11 protein-coding genes are annotated in these 20,427 nt (G+C 59.2%); 9 read left to right on the top strand and 2 right to left on the bottom strand.

Annotated features, from left to right (window positions below):
- Positions 1-3: 3 nt before the first annotated feature.
- From ACQG2Q_RS17885 to ACQG2Q_RS17900, 4 genes are read left to right on the top strand one after another with little or no spacing between them, the layout of a single operon-like run.
- On the top strand, positions 4-768 hold the full coding sequence (locus ACQG2Q_RS17885; RefSeq protein ID WP_063137595.1) for an SDR family NAD(P)-dependent oxidoreductase: 765 nt from the start codon (positions 4-6) through the stop codon (positions 766-768).
- An 8-nt stretch (positions 769-776) separates the two neighbouring features.
- Positions 777-1,520, top strand: a complete 744-nt coding sequence (locus ACQG2Q_RS17890) for an alpha/beta fold hydrolase (protein WP_063849421.1) — start codon at positions 777-779, stop codon at positions 1,518-1,520.
- On the top strand, positions 1,502-2,293 hold the full coding sequence (locus tag ACQG2Q_RS17895; RefSeq protein ID WP_063849422.1) for an HpcH/HpaI aldolase family protein: 792 nt from the start codon (positions 1,502-1,504) through the stop codon (positions 2,291-2,293). The genes ACQG2Q_RS17890 and ACQG2Q_RS17895 overlap by 19 nt, the downstream gene beginning before the upstream one ends.
- An 11-nt stretch (positions 2,294-2,304) precedes the next feature.
- Positions 2,305-3,483: a hypothetical protein gene (locus tag ACQG2Q_RS17900; protein ID WP_032625878.1), complete on the top strand. Its 1,179-nt coding sequence runs from the start codon at positions 2,305-2,307 to the stop codon at positions 3,481-3,483.
- A 14-nt stretch (positions 3,484-3,497) separates the two neighbouring features.
- Here ACQG2Q_RS17900 and ACQG2Q_RS17905 read toward each other — a convergent pair whose 3' ends face one another.
- The gene (locus ACQG2Q_RS17905; RefSeq protein ID WP_063849423.1) at positions 3,498-4,427 is read right to left on the bottom strand and encodes a LysR family transcriptional regulator; all 930 of its coding nucleotides are present in this window, start codon (positions 4,425-4,427) and stop codon (positions 3,498-3,500) included.
- A 108-nt stretch (positions 4,428-4,535) separates the two neighbouring features.
- Between ACQG2Q_RS17905 and ACQG2Q_RS17910 the strand changes: the two genes are divergently transcribed.
- The 3 genes from ACQG2Q_RS17910 (at position 4,536) to ACQG2Q_RS17920 (ending at position 6,889) form a co-directional block, all read left to right on the top strand.
- Positions 4,536-5,141, top strand: a complete 606-nt coding sequence (locus tag ACQG2Q_RS17910) for an NADPH-dependent F420 reductase (RefSeq protein ID WP_045308437.1) — start codon at positions 4,536-4,538, stop codon at positions 5,139-5,141.
- An 18-nt stretch (positions 5,142-5,159) separates the two neighbouring features.
- Positions 5,160-6,041, top strand: coding sequence for a helix-turn-helix domain-containing protein (locus ACQG2Q_RS17915; RefSeq protein ID WP_058646214.1), 882 nt, complete (start codon positions 5,160-5,162; stop codon positions 6,039-6,041).
- 101 nt (positions 6,042-6,142) lie between these two features.
- A complete protein-coding gene (locus ACQG2Q_RS17920) occupies positions 6,143-6,889 on the top strand; it encodes an SDR family oxidoreductase (protein WP_022649104.1) in 747 nt (248 codons plus the stop codon).
- 39 nt (positions 6,890-6,928) lie between these two features.
- Here ACQG2Q_RS17920 and ACQG2Q_RS17925 read toward each other — a convergent pair whose 3' ends face one another.
- Complete coding sequence (locus ACQG2Q_RS17925; protein ID WP_063849425.1) at positions 6,929-7,651, bottom strand: SDR family oxidoreductase; 723 nt, start codon at positions 7,649-7,651, stop codon at positions 6,929-6,931.
- Positions 7,652-7,749: 98 nt separating this feature from the next.
- Here ACQG2Q_RS17925 and ACQG2Q_RS17930 point away from each other — a divergent pair, with 98 nt between their 5' ends.
- Both ACQG2Q_RS17930 and ACQG2Q_RS17935 read left to right on the top strand, forming a co-directional pair.
- Positions 7,750-8,667, top strand: coding sequence for a LysR family transcriptional regulator (locus ACQG2Q_RS17930; RefSeq protein WP_048965951.1), 918 nt, complete (start codon positions 7,750-7,752; stop codon positions 8,665-8,667).
- A gap of 894 nt (positions 8,668-9,561) precedes the next feature.
- Positions 9,562-20,361, top strand: a complete 10,800-nt coding sequence (locus tag ACQG2Q_RS17935; RefSeq protein WP_426759250.1) for a BapA/Bap/LapF family large adhesin — start codon at positions 9,562-9,564, stop codon at positions 20,359-20,361.
- The last annotated feature ends 66 nt before the right edge of the window (positions 20,362-20,427 follow it).

Below are 20,427 nucleotides of genomic sequence, written 5' to 3' on the forward strand. Positions count from 1 at the left end.
GCCATGACGCTTTTGCAAACGCCCTCTTTCACCCTGCACGGCAAACGCGCGCTGGTAACCGGCGGGTCAAGAGGGATTGGCTTCGCTGCCGCCGTCGCCCTCGCACAGGCGGGCGCAGAGGTATGGATCGCCGCCCGGGGCCACGAGGCGCTGGCGCATGCCGCAAGTCTGGCAGCGGAACACAGGCTCGCATTTCACCCGCTGGAGCTGGATATTACCGACGCTCAGGAGGTGGAGCGTGTGCTGGCGACATTGCCCACGCCCGACATTCTGGTGAACAGTGCCGGGCTGGCCCGCCACCAGCCGTTTCTTGAGGTGAACGAGGACAATTTCGATGCGGTGATGGCGCTTAACCTGCGCGCCACCTTTTTTGTCAGCCAGCGCGTGGCGCGCAGAATGCGGGCGGGCGGTAAGGGAGGGTCGATTATTCACATCTCATCGCAAATGGGACACGTTGGTGGCCCCGAGCGTAGCGTGTACTGTGCCTCCAAATTCGCGCTTGAAGGGTTAACCCGAACGATGGCGCTGGAGCTGGGCGATGCGGGGATCCGCGTTAATACGCTGTGCCCGACCTTCATTGAAACCGACCTGACGCGCCCGGCGCTTGCCGATCCGGCGTTCCGCCACTACGTGCTGGACAACATCAAGCTGCGCCGGTTAGGCAGGCTGGAGGACATTATGGGCCCGGTAGTGTTTCTCGCCTCAGATGCCGCCGGGCTGATCACCGGCAGTGCCCTGATGGTTGACGGCGGCTGGACCGCTACGTGAGGGATGCAATGGAATATCCGCTTCTGGACAATACCGATCTGCCACTGGTGCTGCTTGGTGGCACGCTTTGTAACGCCCGGCTCTGGCAGCCCGTCATTGAACGGCTGAATGTCGCAGCGGTGTCGTGTATTACGCTGACGGGTGCGGAGTCCGCGCCGCAGGCGTCACGGCGGTTATTAGAGGTTCTGCCGCCGCGCTTTCTGCTGGCAGGGTTTTCTCTCGGTGCCATAGTCGCGCTGCAAATGGCCGCCGACGCGCCAGAAAGAGTGAACGGGCTGACGCTGATTTCCGTTAATCCGTTGCCCGTTGCGCCAGACACCCTCGCTTCACGCCGGGAAGCGGTACGCACCGCACAGGCGCGGGGCCTGGCCGACTGGCTGGTCTCCTCGCTGTGGCAGAGCTATGTCGCCCCGTCACGTCTGTCCGATAGGATCCTGCAAGAGACTATTTGCCGAATGGCGCAAGAGTGCGGCATTGAGACCTTTGCCGGGCAAACGGAAATGGCCATTCACCGGCAGGACAACCGGACTGCGTTTAACGGCCTCTCCTGCCCCACATTACTTCTAAACGGCGCGCAGGACGTTATCTGCACGCCCCATCATCATCAGCTACTGGCCGCAGGCAACGCGAACGTGACCAGACATACGGTGGAGGCTGGCGGGCATTTTATTCCGCTGGAAACCCCGGATGAGATCGCGCCGCTGCTGCGTCAGTGGATAACGGAGTGCATACAGTGCGCAAAAACAGTTTAAAGACCGCATTTCTGGAAAATACTCCCATCATAAACGGCTGGCTGGCGATCCCGTCCGGTTATAGCGCGGAAATTATGGGCCATCAGGGTTACGACGCCGTCACCGTCGATTTGCAGCACGGCATGATTGATTTTGCCAGCGCGCTGTCAATGCTACAGGCGCTATCGGCCACGCCTGCCGTGCCGCTGGTGCGGGTGGCAGATAACGATCCGGCGCAAATCATGCGCGTATTAGACGCAGGAGCCTACGGCGTAATCTGCCCGATGATCTCCAGCGCGGAACAGGCTCGCCGTTTTGTCGCGGCCTGTCGCTATCCACCGCTGGGTGTTCGCTCCTTTGGTCCGGCCAGAGGTCTACTCTACGGCGGCAGTGATTATCCACAGCACGCTAACAACGAGATCCTGACGCTGGCGATGATTGAAACCCGCGAAGGGCTGGCTGATCTTGACGCCATCCTTGATACCGAAGGGCTGGACGGTGTGTTTATTGGCCCCAACGATCTCTCACTGACGCTGACCGGTAGCGCCAGCGCCGAATCCCAACATCCCGAAATGCTTGCTGCTATTGAGCGGGTGATTCACTGCTGCCGCCAGCAGCAGAAGATTGCCGGAATTTTCTGCACTTCCGGCGCGGCCGCCGCAGCGCGCATTGATCAGGGTTTTCAGTTTGTTACCCCTGCAAACGACGTCATGCAACTGGGTCGCGCCTCGCGTGAAGCCATTGCCCTCGCCTGCGGCAACGCTATCCCTACCACCGGTGCATCCGGTTATTAAAAGGAGAAATAATGAAAACCATCCATCTTACCCAGAGTCAGGCTCGAACACGGTTAATCGCCCCCGAGGACATGGTTTCCTGTAATCTTGCTTTTATTGATTGCAAGCTACCCGGCTCGCATCTCAAACAAAACTATTCCTTCATCGGCCCGGGTGTAACCCAGTCCAGCGAGCAGGTCGTCAATATTCCCGAGCCGCACGGCTTTAACATTGGCGCGGCGGCTATGCCGAAAGGGGTGACGAATAATCTGCATCTGCATTTCACCGCCGAGGTGTTCCTGATCCATGAAGGAACATGGCGTTTTCGCTGGGGCGCCAACGGCGAGCATGAAGCTGAATTTAGCGCACCCACTATCCTTTCAATACCGACCTGGATCTTCCGCGGTTTCACCAACGTCAGTAAAGAAGAGACCAGCGGTATGGTGTTTACGGTGCTCGGCGGGGACAACACGGGCGGCATCATCTGGCATCCTTCCGTGCTGGCGGCAGCCAGCGAATACGGAATGTATTTGAGTAAAGACAACATGCTCATCACACAGGAAACCGGCGACCCGCGGCCTGACCCCGCCGCGCTGCTGACGCCGCTGTCAGAGGAATATATTGCCGGGCTGCGTGACTACAGCGTTGAGGAGATGCGCCAGCGTGCGGTAACCGGCGATGACCGCTGCTGGTCAGCCCAGGGACTGCTGGATTCGGTGCTGCCAGGACACGGCGGCGAAATTGCGCCGGTTATCGGTTTCGGCATTTCACAGGATCGGGATTCCGCTCCCGCTATCGTGAGCCCGCACGGTTTTTCCGTCGAATGGCTGCGTCTCGCCGAGGATCACGTTGTGGGCCGCCATCTCTGCCCGGATATTCAGGTCATTATGGTCTTTAAAGGCCAGCTGGAGGTTACCTGGAACGAGGCGGGCGAAGAAGTGAGCGTTATCGCTCCGGAACGTTCGGTGATCTCTGTTCCGGCAAACAGCTGGCGTCGCTACCGCGCGGTTGACGGCAAAACGGAGTTTATTCTGACGACCCGCGGCGATCAGCGTAAGCGCCTCTACTGGGATGAAGCGATCCTGCAACAGGCGAGAGAACACAATCGCTGTCTCGATCCCGATGGCTACGTGGCCGATGCCGACATCCTGCCTGCCACGGCCCGCCGGGCCGGTGCGATACTGGAGACATGCAACAGCAACAAAACCTGAATTATCCGTTGAGCTCACTTGCCGGATCCGCTGCGTTCGTTGAGAGGCATGCCAGCCTGCATTTTCAGCCTGTTAACGAACCAGCGTCCGGCCGGGCCGGGCGGATGTTCCTCCAGGTGCACCGCCTGCATGGAAAAACCGGGCCCGACGTCGGGCTGCATCGGCACGTTCAGCGTAACCAGTTTTCCCGCTGCGAGATCTTCCTCGACCATTGGCAGCGGCATATAACCCCACCCCAGTCCGGCACGCAGGAAGGCGTGCTTCGCGCCCATATCCGCTAAATGCCATGTCTTTGACGACATGACGCCAAAGCTTCGGCCCACGGTGAGAGAGGAGCGATCGGTCAGCACCAGCTGGACGTGTTCCTGTAAAAGTGAACGAAGGATCGGACCGGACGCGGTCGCCAGCGGATGCTCAGGGGAGACAACGGCCACCGCAGGCACGCTGAGAAGGAATTCTGAGATGCATCCCGCCGGAAGATGCGGCAGCGATCCGGTTATCGCCACCCGGCAATGACCGTCCAGTAAAGGCTGGAACACCGCCCCCAACGCTTCCACATACAAACGCAGCGGGGTGTCAGGAAATGCCTGCTGAAACGCCTGCACCGCAGCGGTGAGCTGCGCTACGGGAAACATCACGTCGACGGACACCGCCAGTTCAGGCTCAAGACCTTCGGCTAAGGTGCGTGCCTTAGCCTTAAAGGCGTCCATCCCGGCAGTGGCAAGACGCGCCGCTTCCAGCATGGCGACGCCCGCCTCCGTCAGCGTCGGATAACGCCCGGAACGATCGAATAATGGAAACCCGACCTGTGCCTCAAGGTTTGCCAGCGTCGCGCTGACAACCGACTGCGCGCGCCGCAGCCTGCGACCGGCGGCGGAAAAACTCCCTTCATCAACGGCAGCAATAAAGGTGCGGAGTTGATCAACAGACATACCGTCCAGCATGTATCGCTCCAGTAGATGGATCCCATCTAATTATATAGGCTATTCAGATAGGTCAAAGATTACTACTCTCAGTGCATGTTCACTACTCTTCAATGAAGGAAATACAATATGAAAACGACTACTGTAGGTATCATCGGCGCTGGCGCTATCGGGCAAGCCTTTGCAGAACAACTGGTTAAAGCGGGCATGAACGCTATTCTGAGTAACAGCCGCGGGCCGGAAAGCCTGACTGCGGTGGTTGAGAAACTGGGCCACGGGGCTCGCGCTGGCACCGTAGAACAGGCCGCCCAGGCCGACATCGTTTTTGTCAGCACAAACTGGGACAAAACCGAGGCCGCGTTACGCGGCATCAACTGGGAGGGGCGTATCCTGATCGACGCGACCAACCCGGTCATACTGCCGGGCTTCACGCTGGCTGAACTGGGCGGAAAAAACTCAAGCCAGGTGGTGACACAGTGGGCTCCGGGTGCACGCGTCGTTAAAGCCTTCAATACTCTCCTTGCAGGGGTGCTGGCTCAGGATCCGGCGCAGGCGGGTGGCCGTCGTGTCGTCTTTATCTCCGGAGACCATCCTGACGCAAAGGCGGAAATAACAGCCTTAGCCGGTCAACTGGGCTTCGCAAGTATTGATTTAGGCAGCCTGGAGGTTGGCGGTACGCTACAACAATTCCCCGGAGGGCCTCTCCCGGCGGTGAACCTGGTGCAACTGGCATAGCTAAAGGCAACGATAAATATGACGCAGCGTACTTCCGCAGAGACCTTTGAAGAATACCTTCCCGGCAAGCTGATCAGGGAACATCGGGCGCAATCTTCCCGGGATGTATTCGTGCAAATTCTGGCGCGCAGACACGTGCAGGAAAACGTCATTATTCCGGCAGTGCCGGAGCCTTTTATCGTCTGGATCCTCTCAGGTAATGCCGTCGTTGAGGAGCGTTCCCCCGGTGAGCCGTGGTTAGCAAACCGCGTTACCGCAGGCGATTTCTTTCTCACAACTGCGGCTTCTCCTACTGAAATGCGCTGGCACGCCGGGCCAGATAAGCCTTTCGTCGTTATGCATGTTTATATGGGAGTGGCTATGATGCAGGAGTATGAACTGCGGGAAGTCTCCGGCGCGCGCGACGACACGCTATCCGCCCTGCTGGAGCAGATACGTCAGGAGCTGTATCTGCAAAATCCACCCAGCGGCCCGTTTATCCAGGGCATTGCGCAGGCGCTGGCAGTACATCTGATTCGCACCTATGGCACACATGCGAAACGACACCGCGGGGGCTTGCAGGCATTTAAGCTGCACCGGGTCTTCACGGCAATGCGTGAAGGGTTAGCCCAGCCGTTTGACCTGGCACGCCTGGCTGAACTGACCGATCTTAGCGAATACCATTTTAGCCGCGCCTTTAAACAGTCAACCGGACTTTCCCCTTCTCACTACTTTATCCGGCTACGCATGGAGGAGGCGCGTCGCATGCTATCGGAAAGCAATGATTCCATAATCAATATTGCACTGAACGTCGGATACACCAGCCCCAGCCACTTTGCTGCCGTATTCCTCAGGCATAACGGCGTGACGCCCTCCCACTATCGCAGCGATGCCGTTCGCAGCAAAAGCCCGACAGTTTGAGCAAAAGCCCGCGCGAAGCGATTGCCAGAAAGATCCATTATTGACCCGTACTTCAGACATTCTTTCTGAAGCGTTGAAATTAACTCTCAAGAGGATCAACTATGGAACTCAACGGTAAAGTCGCGCTCATCACCGGTGCTTCAAGCGGAATTGGTGCCTCCACGGCCAAAAAGTTAGCGGAACAGGGCGTCAGGGTGGGTCTCGCTGCCCGCCGTCTGGATCGTCTTCAGGCGCTGGTGTCTGAAATTGAGGCTGCTGGCGGGGAAGCCATGGCGCTGGCCATGGATGTCACTGACCCGGCCTCAGTTAATAAAGGGGTGGAGGCACTGCACAAACGCTATGGCCATATTGATATCGCCTTTAATAACGCCGGGCTGATGCCGATTTCGGATATCGCCAGCCTCCGGGTTGACGAGTGGCATCGAATGGTAGATGTAAACGTAAAGGGCCTGTTTAACACGGTCGCGGCCGTATTGCCGATTATGCAGTCACAACGCTCGGGTCATATCATCAATACCTCGTCGATCGCCGGGCGTAAAACGTTTCCCGGACTGGGCGTATACTGCGCGACGAAGCACGCGGTTGCCGCCTTCTCGGATATTTTGCGTATGGAGCTGGCCCCTCAGTTCAACATTCGCGTCACCTCGCTTCAGCCGGGTGCCGTTGAAAGTGAATTATTCGAGCATATCAGTGACGAAAATTATCGTGCACAGATGGAACAGCTGAAGGAGAAGATGACGTTCCTGAAAGCCGATGATATCGCCGACTCGATTCTTTACGTATTGCAGGCACCGGAACATGTGGACGTGGCAGAGCTGTTTATTATGCCGACCGAACAGCCGTGGTAAGAGGGTGAAGCGGGTCAGGCTGGTGCCTGACCCGCTACGTTAGTTTGCAGAGGCCGTAGGTCTGATGGTGATTTCGGTGGTATCGACACTTTCAGGCGCCTCAATGATGTGGCGCACGGCGCGAGCGATATCAGCCGGTTTGAGAGCAATAGCCCGGTACGCATCCATCACCGCCATGGTTTCTTCGTGCGTGATGGTCGAGGCCAGTTCGCTTTCCACTACCCCAGGGTTGACGCAGGTCACACGGATGTTCGAACTTTCCTGACGTAAACCATCGGAAATGGCCCGTACCGCAAATTTGGTCGCGCAATAGACGGCGGCCGTGGGCACGACGGACAAGGCACCAATCGAGCCTATATTGACGATCTGCCCCGAGCCCTGGGCTTCCATAATCGGCAAAACAGCACCAATACCCCACAGTACGCCCTTGATATTTACGTCAATGGTGCGCTCCCATTCATCCTGCTTGCCAGCCGAAAGCGGAGAGAGAGGCATAATGCCCGCGTTGTTAATAAGTACGTCAATGCGGCCCCACTTTTCCCGTGCTGCCTGAACGAAGGCGGCCATCGACTGGCGGCTGGTAACGTCTAATACCTGAGCCTCTGCCTCCCCTCCTGCGCTGCGGATTTCATCAGCCAGAGCGTGGATGCGATCCAGCCTGCGTGCACCCAGGAACACTTTTGCGCCTGCCTTGCCGAGCTCTCTGGAGATACCTTCTCCGATACCGCTGGAGGCGCCGGTAATTAAGATGACTTTGTTCATGTTTTACTCCTTCAGTTGAGTTCACTGCAATCATAGATACAGACCATTGTTTCTTGTATCCTGCCTTTACTGGACTCACTGGTTAGCAATGTTAAACAATGAAAATCGATCTTAATTTGTTACCGCTTTTTCTGGCGGTCGCCGAAGAACGCAGCTTCAGCGCTGCCGCCGGGCGCCTGGGCATAACCCGTTCCGCTGTCAGCCAGGGAATAAGACGTCTCGAAGATGGGTTTCAGACCCTGCTGGTGATGCGCACCACGCGCTCGGTAAGGCTCACCGAAGCGGGTGAACGGTTGCATAAATCGTTGCTGGGGCCCATCGCCAACATTGAGGCGGCCTTTGACGACGTCATCTCGGACAGCATACCGCGCGGACAGCTCAGGATCGCTGTTACCTCAATTGCGGAAGCGTTTCTTTCGGGCCCACTGCTCGCCTCGTTTACGGCCGCGCATCCTGCGGTATCGCTTGATGTTTTCGTGTCAGATGAGGAATTCGATATCGTGGCAGCGGGCTATGATGCTGGGGTGAGGCTGGGCGAAGTTATCGAAAAAGACATGATCGCTATTCCCCTTACGGGCCAGCAGCGTGAACGGGTGGTGGCTTCACCTTCCTATCTGGCGACACACAGCGCACCGACGCACCCCCGTGAGCTGGTCGCTCATCGGTGTATCGGCTGGCGCCCTTCCCCGGACGTTGCCCCCTATCGCTGGGAGTTTGAGGAAGCAGGCGTCCCTTTCGATGTGGCAATTGAACCACAAATCACCACTAACGATCTGCGTCTTATGCTCAGCCTCGCGCTGGCCGGCGGTGGTATAACCTTTGCCACGGAGGACACCTTCACACCGTACATTGAATCAGGACAGCTGGTTTCCTTACTGGATGCGTTTCTTCCATCTTTTCCTGGTTTTTATCTCTATTTTCCCCAGCGCCACAATATGGCCCCCAAGCTCAGAGCCCTGATCGAGCACATCCGCCAGTGGCGACAGCTCCCCGCCACGCAGCCAACACTGCGTTAAATGGTTCCAACCCTGAATGCAGATTTTCCTCAATCTACTGCATCCCTTTGATGAGCATCAACGACAGCACGTCATTACCATGGAAAATGACAACGGAGACGATGGGCAGGACTTCACACAAGGATGGAACCTTAAAAATGTACAGACCAATAGTTGTTATCCTCTTTATTCTTTTGACATTAGCTGCCCTCGTGGAAATCGGCATAATTTCTTTAGGCTAATACCGATAGCCTCTGAAAGGCCACGCTTGCGGCCTTTTATTTATTAAACATGAGAAGAAAATACGTAATTTTTTTGAGTAGCAGAAATTAACCCGCCCGTAAAAATATATTTTATAAATGAGAGAGTTTTAAATATATCATACACCAGATATTTTACCCTAACTTAAACTACAATTAAGCAGCAATTAAACCTAACCAAAATTAGATATTTATCGCATATTATAATTATTAATATCGCCCCACCAGCACCGTTTTAAGGGTTGCACCTTTTACGCCGAAACCCTTTATCCACGCGCCCTCATAGCTAACGAAATATATTCACGCTATCAATTAATCTCCCCTGCAATAGCCGCATTGGGTTTACGAACACTTAATTTGCGTATTCAGACATTTATAGCTATATCATTTTTATAACGAAATAATTTAATACCTGCACAAATAATAAGGCTTATAAATCGCAAACATATAAATAAACAACTATTTCCTGTGTAAATAATTAGCTTTGCCCTGAGGTTGCCACTTTTAATCCTGGCGGGCATCGGTCGCGCTAAACAAAGTAACGGTAAATCCTGTTTATTAAACAGTATTTTCGCCGGGAGCGCGTTCATCCCTTCAGAAACGATGGCTTTGTTTGACACGCCGTAACCAATCACTCTGCTGGAGTAATAACTGTATGAGCCAAATATCTGTTATATCTAAATTAACTGGCGTGGAAACGACCACGGAAGGGACACAGATAACACTCGATCACTCCTCAATCGTTAAGCTTAACGTGGATCGAGCCAACATCGCAGATTACTCCCGCAGCGGAAACGATCTGGTGATTACCCTCAACTCGGGCGAAGTGATTACCCTCAAGAATTTCTACGTTACTGATGCGCAGGGCGTAAGCCAGCTGGTGCTTGAAGAGAGTGACGGAGCGCTGTGGTGGATTGAAGATCCAACCGGTGCCGCGACCTATGAATCCATCGCCTCCACCGATGCATTACTGGCGGCGTCAGGGAGTGATGCTGGTGGCGCCGCTGCGTGGCCCTGGGTGCTGGGTGGCCTGGCCGCCGCAGGTGGGATTGCTATTGCGGCGGGAACCGGCGGTGGAGGTGGCGGAGATGACGATAACAACAACCCGAATCCCGGTAATCCGGGAAATCCTTCCGAACCTGATACTACGCCTCCGAATGCTCCCACTAATCTTCAGGTCTCACCTGACGGCAAAACCGTAACAGGTACGGCTGAACCGGGCAGCACGATTACCCTTAAAGATGCCGATGGCAACACCATTGGAACGGGCAAGGTCGGCAGCGACGGCAAATTTACTATCGATCTCGGTACGCCGCTCACCAACGGGGAGCAGATCACCGCCACGGCCACCGACCCGTCCGGCAATACCAGCCAGGGTGGTCAGGTCACAGCACCGGATCTCACCGCGCCGGATGCACCTGCCAATCTGGAGGTTTCGCCTGACGGCAAAACCGTGTCCGGTACGGCTGAGCCGGGCAGCACCGTGACACTGAAAGATGCCGATGGCAACACCATCGGAACGGGCAAGGCTGGCAGCGATGGGAAATTTACTATCGATCTCGGCACGCCGCTCACCAACGGGGAGCAGATCACCGCCACCGCCACCGATCCGTCCGGCAATACCAGCCCGGGCGTTCAGGTCACGGCACCGGATTCAACCGCGCCGGCTGCCCCCGAGATTGTCACCGTCAATGATAACGTGGGCACCGAAGCGGGCCCGCTGAGCAACGGACAACGCACGGACGATGCACGCCCGACGTTCAGCGGCATCAGTGAAGCTGGCACCATTATTACCTTCTATGACAACGGCAGGCCGATCGGCACCGCCACGGCCGATGCTACCGGGAAATGGAGCTTTACCCCGTCGACCAACCTGTCTGAAGGAAACCACGCCATTACCACCACCGCGACCGATGCGGCAGGCAACCAGAACGGCCTGTCTCAGCCGATCAACTTTACCGTCGATCTTACGCCGCCAGACATGCCGGAGGCGACGCTCAATTCGACAGGCACGCAAATCACCGGTACTGCCGAGCCGGGCAGTAAAATTGTCATCACCAACAACGCCGGGGTGCAAATCGGGACCGCCACTGCCGACAGCAACGGCAACTACATCGCCAACCTGAACCCTGCACAAGTGAACGGCGAGATCATCTCCGTGGTCGCCTACGATGCCGCAGGCAACCAGAGTTCCCCGGCGCTGGTTAACGCAGCGGACATCACCGCGCCTGCCGCACCGGGTAACCTGGTGGTGGCGGAAGACGGGGCAAGCGTCAGCGGAACCGCCGAGCCAAACAGCACGATTATTATTAAAGCGCCGGACGGTACGATCATCGGCCAGGCCACCGCCGGTCCGGACGGCACCTTTACCATCCCGATTTCGCCAGCCCAGACCAACGGCGAAGCCCTTGCAGTGACGGCCACCGACGGTAGCGGCAACACCAGTCCGTCCGGCTTTGCCGACGCGCCAGACAGCACGCCACCGCTGGCACCGGAAAACGTGGTGATCTCTGCCGACGGCACCACGGTAACCGGTACAGCCGAGCCGGGCAGCACCGTCACCATTCGTGAAAATGGCGTTAAGGTCGGGGAAGCGGTCGCCGACGATCAGGGTAATTTCAGCGTTGATCTGATCCCGCCGAAAGCCAACGGCGAAGCCCTGACCGCAGATGCCACCGATACCGCCGGAAACACCGGCCCGACCGCGCCGTTTGACGCGCCGGACATCACCGCGGCACAAACCCCGGTCATCACAGGCGTGGAGGATGATGCGCTCGACGTCACCGGTCCTGTCAGCCAGAACGGTCTCACCAACGACAAAACCCCGACCATCAACGGAACGGGCGAGCCCGGCACGACGATCACCCTCTACAGCGGCACCACTGAAATCGGCACCGCGGTGGTTGGGCCTGACGGCCAGTGGTCCATCACGCTGGAAACGGATCTTCCCGACGGCGGGCACGTGCTGACGGCGACGGCGGTTGACGCCAACAATAACCTCAGCGGGACATCGAACACCTGGAGCATCACGGTGGATACCGCCGCGCCGGGCGCTCCAGCCATTACGCAGGTCATTGATGACGTACCGGGCCGCACGGGGCCGCTCGACAACAACCAAATCACCAACGACACGCTCCCGACGCTGAACGGTACCGGCGAGCCGGGCTCCACCGTGACGATCCGCCTGGACGGACAGGATATTGGTACTGCCATTGTGAACAACGGCGGCGCATGGACCTTCACGCCCACTACCGCATTAGGGAACGGGCAGCATACGTTCACCGTCGTCGCGAGCGATGCGGCCGGCAACACCAGCGCATCATCACCCGGCTTTACCTTTACCGTCGATACCACTCCGCCACCGGCGGCCACCCTTGACACCGTCTCCGATAACATCGGCACTGTGCAGGTTCCGCTTAACAGCGGGGATACTACCGATGACACGCTGCCGCAGCTGCAGGGAACCGCACCGGAAGGCACCACCATCACTATCTATGACGGGACCACCCTGCTTGGCACGGCCGTGCTTGACGGTAGCGGCGGCTGGAGCTTTACGCCAACCACGCCGCTGACGGACGGCCCGCATTCGCTGACGGTCCACGCGACGGATGAGGCGGGTAATACCACCATCTCGCCACCGTTTGAGCTGGCGATCGACACGACCGCGCCTGCAACGCCGGATATTCCTGAGATCACCGTGAACCCGGACGGCGCCACACCGGGGACGGCTCTGAATCCTGGGGAGACCACCCGCGATACCACACCAACCCTGAGCGGCTCGGGCACGCCGGGAGATACCGTAAACATTTACGATGGCGCAACCAAAATAGGTGAAGCCGAGATCGATGGCGACGGTAACTGGAGCTGGACGCCGGAAGATCCGCTCCCTGACGGCACCTACGATCTCTCCCTGACGGTGACCAATCAGGACAGCGCCGGGAACGAAAGCGCACCGTCCACGCCGGTGACCATTACCATTGATACCGACGCGCCGGGCCAGCCGGGGATCCCGACGGTGACAGACAGCGTAAGCCAGATCACCGGGCCAGTGGACAACGGCGGAACCACCAACGATCCGCGCCCGGTACTGAGCGGCACCGGTACGCCGAATGACGTCATTACCATCTATGACCAGGTGGGTACAGGCGAGCCGCAGGCCGTGGGCAGCGTCACGGTGGACGGTAGCGGTAACTGGAGCTGGCGTCCTGAGAGCAACATTGGCGAAGGGACGCACCAATACACGGCGACCGCCACCGATGAAGCCGGCAATGAATCTCTGCCATCAACCGGTATCACGATAACGGTCGACACCCTCGCCCCGGATACCCCGCTCATCGGTTCCATTGGCGGCGCTCAGAATGGAGGCTCACCCAACGATAACACACCTGTCATTGGCGGAGGCGGCACGACCGGCGAAACGGTGATTATCTACAACAACGGCGTGGAAGTGGATCGCGTTGAAATCGCCAATGGCGAGTGGTCATACACCCTGCCGACACAAACCGATGGCCCGCTGAATATCACCGTCGCCGCGGTGGACGACGCGGGTAACCTGAGCCCGGTCAGCCCGGTCTTTAGCGTGACGGTCGATACGCAGGCACCGACCGTGCCGCAAATTGACGCCGTCTCTGACAGCCAACTGACCAACAGCGTGCTTTACACCCGCGACGGTACCCCAACCCTCACCGGGATTGGCGAGCCGGGTTCGAGCGTAACCGTTTCTGTAGATGGCACGCCGTCTCCGGTGGTCGTGGTGGTTCAGCCGAACGGGACATGGTCCTGGACAGCCGACCCCGCGCTTGCGGAAGGGCCGCACACCTTCTCGGTTGCCGCAAGTGACGCGGCGGGGAATACCTCCGCCAGCTCTGGCGATCTCAGCGTGACGGTGGATACGCTGCTTCCTGCAACGCCAACCAATATCACCATTGCCGCAGAGGGCACGCCGCTGACCGGTACGGCAGATGACGGAACCACGGTGACGGTGCGTGACGCCGGCGGCAATATCATCGGGACCGGGGTCGCGACGGGAGGCATCTTCTCCATCGCCCTCTCCCCGGCCCAACTGGATCCCGCGACGCTGACGCTGTTCGCCACGGACGCCGCAGGTAATGCAAGCCCGACAACCACCTTTAACGTACCGGACTCCCCGCTTATTCTGCCAGCGGTGCCGGTGATTACGGCAATCAACGATGATGCCGATCCCGTCACTGGCGATGTGAAAGATAAAACCACCAATGACACCACGCCTACCCTTACCGGCACCGCCGATCCGGGTAGCGTCATCACCATTTATCTGGATGGGGCGCTGGTTCCGCAGACCGAAATTGTTGCGGATACAGACGGCAACTGGAGCTACACGCCGCTGCTGCCGCTCGCGGAAGGGCCGCACACCTTCGCCGTCACCGCCACAAACACCAGCACCGGCGCGACCAGCGGGCAGTCGCCGATCGCGACCGTCACCGTCGACCTCACCGATCCGACCGCACCAGCCATCGGTGCGGTGACCGATGACGTAGGCCCGGTCACCGGCCCAATCGCTGACGGGCAGAGCACCAACGACAACCGTCCTACCCTGACCGGAACAGGCACGGCCGGGGACACCATTACGGTGTACGATGACGGCGACCCGCTGGGCACCGTTGTTGTCGGTCCGACCGGTACCTGGAGCTACACGCCGCCTGCGCTGGACGACGGCAGCCACACCCTGACCGTGACCGCCACCGACCCGGCAGGCAATGAGAGCGCCCCGTCGGCCGGGATCACCATCGTTGTCGACACCGTCTCTACCACGCCGGTGATTACCAGCGTGACGGATAACGCAGGCAATGCAGCAACGCCTGTCCCAAGCGGCGATCCAACCAACGACACTACGCCAACCCTGACCGGTAGCGCCGAGCCGAACAGCGTCGTCGCCATTTTTGATGGCGCCACGCAGATTGGTACGGTGGCAGCAGACGGCACCGGAGCCTGGACATTTACCCCTGAAACCGCCCTCGGCGAAGGGACGCATGACTTTACCGTCAGAGCGACGGATCCGCAGGGCAACGTCAGCCAGCCGTCCAACGCCTGGAGCGTCGAAATCGATCTGACTGCGCCACAGGTGCCGACGATCGTTACGGTCAGCGACAACGCCCCGGGAGGCGCAACCGGCCCGCTTACCGCCGGGCAGGTGACCAATGACACCACGCCAACCCTCAGCGGCACCGGCCAGGCGGGTACCATCATTCACGTGCTTAATAACGGCGTGGAGATTGGCACCACCACGGTCGACGGCAGCGGCAACTGGACCTTTACGCCGGATCCGGTACTGACGGACGGGACGTATAACCTGCGCGTTAACGCCAGCGATGATGTCGGAAACGTCTCCGCCAACTCGCCAGTGTTCGCCTTTACGGTGGATACCGCCGGGCCTGCGGCCCCGGTGGTTACCACGGTAATAGACGATGTCAGCCCGGGAACGGGAACCCTCGCCAGCGACGGCTCCACGAACGACACACGTCCAACCTTCAACGGTACGGGGGAAGTGGGCGCAACGGTACACGTTATTGTCGATGATGTGGAAATCGGCACGGCGGTCGTCAACGCCCAGGGTAACTGGACCTTCACGCCGACCACTGAACTGGGCGAAGGGCCGCACGTTATTACCTTCAACGCCACCGATGCCGCAGGCAATACCGGGGTCACCTCACCACCGTTCAACCTGACGGTGGATACCTCGGTGCCTGAGGCACCGGTCTTTACCCCGGCCACTGACGATGCTGGTACCGTGCTGGGCCCGGTCGCCTCGGGACAAAGCACAGACGACACCACGCCAACGCTGAACGGCACCGCGGCGGCCAACGCGACCATCACCATTTATGAAAGTGGCCGTGAAGTGGGTACCGCCGTGGCGGACGCAAACGGCGTATGGAGCTTTACCACCGGTACGCTGGCAAACGGCAGCCACACCTGGACCGCCACGGTAACCGATGCCGCGGGCAACGTCAGCCCTGCCTCACCAGGCTTTACGCTGGTGGTAGATACGGCTGCGCCTGTCGCGCCGATTATCACCCAGGCGATTGACGACGTTGGCACCATCACCGGGGCAATAGGTTCCGGCCAGACCACCAACGATCCTCTCCCGCGGCTGGTGGGGACCAGCGAGCCGCTGGCCACCGTGAATATCTACGAGGGCACTACGCTGGTGGGCACCGGTACTGCCGATGCTAACGGCAACTGGACCGTCGATATCACCGTGCCGCTGGGCACCGGGTCACACACCTTTACCGCAGAAGCAACGGATCAGGCGGGTAACATCGGCGCGCCGTCCGCCGACTTCAGCCTGATCATTGACACCACGCCGCCAGCCCTACCGGTGCTGACCAGTGTCACCGACGACGTCGGTAATACTGCGACGCCTGTCGCCAACGGCGGGCTAACCAACGACGCGCGGCCAACGATCACCGGTACGGCAGAAGCCGGCGCGACGGTCACCATCTTTGATAATGGGGTACAGATTGGCACCGCAGTCGCCACCGGCGGCGCGTGGAGCTTTACGCCTTCCACCCCGCTGGCTGACGGGCCGCATAATCTGACCTTCTCCGCCACCGACGCGGTGGGCAACGCCAGCGCGCAGACCGGCGGTTACACCATTAATGTGGATGCCACCGCCCCTGTCGCACCGGCAATCACCTCGATTGAGGATGATGTGGGAACCGTCACCGGACCTGTTACTGGCACCAACCCAACCAACGACACCCGTCCGACCTTAAACGGTACGGCAGAAGCCAATGCCACCGTACGTATTTACGACGGCACGACGCTGGTGGGGACCGTCACTGCCGATGCCAACGGCAACTGGACGCTGCCGCAAACCAGCACCACGCTGACGGAAGGCGCGCATAACTTCACCGCAACCGCCACCGATGCCGCGGGCAATACCAGCGTGGCTTCACCGATTATCACGATTAACGTTGACCTGACGCCGCCACCAGTCCCAACCGGGCTGGCGGTGATCACCAACGGGACGCAGGTCACCGGTACAGCGGAAGCGGGAAGCACCGTCACCATCACCAGCAGCACCGGAACCGTGCTTGGAACGGCCGTCGCGGACGGTAGCGGAAGCTTCAGCGCCACCATCACCCCTGCACAGACCGCCGGTGAATCCCTGATCGTCTTTGCTACCGATAAGGCCGGTAACGCGGGTATCACCACCTCCGTGATTGCCCCGATCACCACGATCCCGAACGCGCCGGTTATCGCTAACATCGACGATAACGTTGGCACGGTGACGGGCAACCTGACCAACGGGAATACCACCGATGACACCACGCCAACCCTGAGCGGCACGGCGCAGCCGAACACGACCATCACCCTCTATAACAACGGGGTGCTGATGGGCACGGTCACCGCGAATGCCAGCGGCAACTGGAGCTTCACCACGCCGGTGCTGAGTGAAGGCCCGCATGCCTTCACCGCCACGGCGAGCAACGGCTCGGGCACCAGCCCGATTTCCACGTCGACCACCGTCATTGTCGATCTCACTGCGCCAACGGCTCCAACCGGGACCTTCAACGCAGACGGCAGCGTACTGACCGGTAGCGCTGAAGCGGGCAGCACCGTCACCATCCGCCTGGCGGATAATTCAACGGTCACCGCCACGGCGGACAGCAACGGTTCCTGGAGCTACACCTTCCTCAATAAACAGACGGAAGGTCAGACGCTGCAAATCACCGCCACAGATGCGGCAGGCAATGTTTCGCTGCCCGGCTCAGCCCTTGCGCCGGTGGTGCCGCTCTCTGCCAGCACCAACGCTGAAGAACTGGCGCTCACGACCACCGCCACGGTGACCAATTCGCAGTACAGCGACTATGGTTTCCTGCTGGTAGGCGCCTTAGGTAACGTGCTGACGCTGCTCGGCAACGATACCGCGCAGGTAGGTTTCACCGTCGGCAACGGCGGCAGTGCGGATATTGCCGTGAACGCCAACGCCACGGGTGCCGTTCTTTCCCTGCTCAATACCCTTGAGCTGGTGGTACAGCGCTTCGACGCCGTCAATAATACCTGGACTACCGTGGTCGATACCGGGCAGCCGCAGTTCGCTGACCTGTTGACCCTCGGCGCGACGGGGGTGTCGCTGAACCTGACCGGGCTGGCGAATGGTCAGTATCGCGTCCTGAGCTACAACACTAACCTGCTGGCAACCGGCTCTTACACCAGCCTCGATGTGGCGGTGAAAGAGACCAGCGCAGGCACCGTGTCCGGCGAGACCAGCGTTGTCGGTAACGTCATCACCGACGTGGATCCAACCGCAGGCAGCGACAACGCCCCGGCGGGCACCACCGTCACTGCGGTCACCAACGCCCAGGGCACCACCACCAGCGTTACGGCTGACGGCACGGTGATTCAGGGGCAATACGGCACGCTGACCATCAACCTGGACGGCAGCTATACCTATAACCTGACCAACACCAGCGCCGCCGTCATTGGCCGCACGGAGAACTTTACCTACACCATCACCCATAACGGCACCAGCGCCTCGGCAAATCTGGTTCTGTCGCTGGGCGAAGGCACTACCAGCAGCGGGATCGTGGCCGTGGACGATACCGCCTCGCTGACCTTCGACACCACCGTGGAGGCGATCAACAACGGCACCTCGTCGCAGGGCGGCTTTACCCTGGTGGGGATCAACCTTGGCAATACCCTGGGGCTGAACCTGCTGGACGATCTGGCCAACCCGATCATCTATAACGTGGAAGAAGGCACCACCCGCACCATGACCGTTCAGGCCTCCGTGGGCGGCGTCGCGCTGGCCTCGGTGTTCGACCTCTACATCTATAAGTTCAACAATGCGACGCAGACCTTCGAGCAGATGCGCGTTGAACCCGGCTGGCTGCGCGCGCCGCTGCTGGGCGGCACCTCCCCGCAGCTGACGTTGAACCTGCCCGCTGGCGAGTACCTGTTCCTGCTCAATACGGCGGCGGGGATCACCGCGCTGACGGCCTACACGCTGAACGTCTTGCAGGATCATGTCTACAGCGTGGCAAGCGTGAGCGAGAGCACGACCGGGGATGTGCTGGCGGATGATATTGCGCCAGCAGGTACCGTGGTCTCCGACGTTAACGGCGTGGCGGTGAACAGCAGCGGCCTGACGGAGATCACCGGCGAGTACGGTACGCTGCGGATCAACGCAGCCGGGGAGTACACTTACACCCTGGACAGCGGAGTCGGCGCTGACAGCATCAGCACCCCAGATACCTTCGTCTACACCATCACCGCGCCGAACGGCTCGAAAGACACGGCATCGCTGAACATCACCCCGACCGCGCAGCCAATGGACGCGGTGAACGATGTCAGCACGGCGATGGACGTGAACTCGGTGCACCGCACCGCCGCATACTCGGATACCACCGTCGGGTCGGCGAGCTGGAACGCCGCGCTGCTTGCCTCAACCCAGGGCAGCGGAAGCGGGACCTTCGTGGTGGATCCTAATACTGCACTGCATAACGTGGTTCTGTCGTTTAACGTCGCCTCGCTGCTGACCCTTACCGGGTTAACGGTCGACTGGACGCTGACCAACGGCACCACCACCCTCAGATCCGGCTCATTTAACGGCGGGCTGCTGCTGGGCGGCAGGGCGACGATCAACCTGACGGGCCTCGATCTGGAAGCGGGAACCTATACGCTGAACTATACCGGCAGAATGGGACCGCTGGGGGTGGGAAATATCACCGTTACCCCAAGCGTCACCGGGACCAGCTACTCCCTGTCGCAGTTTGACGCCACGGGCACCCACACCGTTGACGGCAATATCTTCGACGGCACCGGCTCCGCGGGCGCGATGGACCAGCTGCATTCGGTGGATACCCGTCTCAGCATTACCGGCTACGACGGCGTAACCACCACGCTGGATCCTTACACCGGCAGCACACAGGTAAACATCACGGGTCACTACGGCACGCTGGCGATTGCCGCAGACGGCAGTTACACCTACACACTCAACCCGGGGATATCGTTCTCTACCATCACCAGCAAGGAGGTCTTTAACTACACCCTGACCGACGCCAACGGCACCCGGGATACCGCCTCGCTGACCATCAATATGGCACCGAAATTTGTCAGTTCGGAACATAACGATGTGATTAGCGGCACGGCCTACGGCGACACGCTGATTTATCAGGTGTTGAACACTACGGCGGGTAACGCCACCGCAGGTAACAGCACGGGTGACCACTGGACGAACTTCTCCCTGTCGCAGGGAGACAAGATCGACATTGGCGATCTGCTGGTGGGCTGGAACGGTAGCGCGTCGACGCTGGGGAACTATGTCTCTGTTTCACAAAGCGGTAACAATACTGTGATCTCCATCGACCGTGACGGCACGGGAGCCGCCTACACTAAATCTACGCTCGTTACGCTGGACAACGTTCAGACCACCTACGACGAGCTTGTAAACCAGCAACACATCATTACCTGATAGCACCTGCAAGAAATGACCCGGGCGCGCACAGCGCCCGGGCATAAACAAAAAAGCAGTACTTTT

The organism is Enterobacter cloacae complex sp. 370H10 (assembly GCF_050031535.1).
Taxonomy (GTDB): domain Bacteria; phylum Pseudomonadota; class Gammaproteobacteria; order Enterobacterales; family Enterobacteriaceae; genus Enterobacter; species Enterobacter intestinihominis.

What these genes read in the sequence shown, in the direction of transcription:
- ACQG2Q_RS17885 (WP_063137595.1), top strand. Translation starts at nt 4, where the DNA reads ATGACGCTTTTGCAAACGCCCTCTTTCACCCTGCACGGCAAACGCGCG.
- ACQG2Q_RS17890 (WP_063849421.1), top strand. Translation starts at nt 777, where the DNA reads ATGGAATATCCGCTTCTGGACAATACCGATCTGCCACTGGTGCTGCTT.
- ACQG2Q_RS17900 (WP_032625878.1), top strand. Translation starts at nt 2,305, where the DNA reads ATGAAAACCATCCATCTTACCCAGAGTCAGGCTCGAACACGGTTAATC.
- ACQG2Q_RS17905 (WP_063849423.1), bottom strand. Translation starts at nt 4,427, where the DNA reads ATGCTGGACGGTATGTCTGTTGATCAACTCCGCACCTTTATTGCTGCC.
- ACQG2Q_RS17910 (WP_045308437.1), top strand. Translation starts at nt 4,536, where the DNA reads ATGAAAACGACTACTGTAGGTATCATCGGCGCTGGCGCTATCGGGCAA.
- ACQG2Q_RS17915 (WP_058646214.1), top strand. Translation starts at nt 5,160, where the DNA reads ATGACGCAGCGTACTTCCGCAGAGACCTTTGAAGAATACCTTCCCGGC.
- ACQG2Q_RS17920 (WP_022649104.1), top strand. Translation starts at nt 6,143, where the DNA reads ATGGAACTCAACGGTAAAGTCGCGCTCATCACCGGTGCTTCAAGCGGA.
- ACQG2Q_RS17925 (WP_063849425.1), bottom strand. Translation starts at nt 7,651, where the DNA reads ATGAACAAAGTCATCTTAATTACCGGCGCCTCCAGCGGTATCGGAGAA.
- ACQG2Q_RS17930 (WP_048965951.1), top strand. Translation starts at nt 7,750, where the DNA reads ATGAAAATCGATCTTAATTTGTTACCGCTTTTTCTGGCGGTCGCCGAA.
- ACQG2Q_RS17935 (WP_426759250.1), top strand. Translation starts at nt 9,562, where the DNA reads ATGAGCCAAATATCTGTTATATCTAAATTAACTGGCGTGGAAACGACC.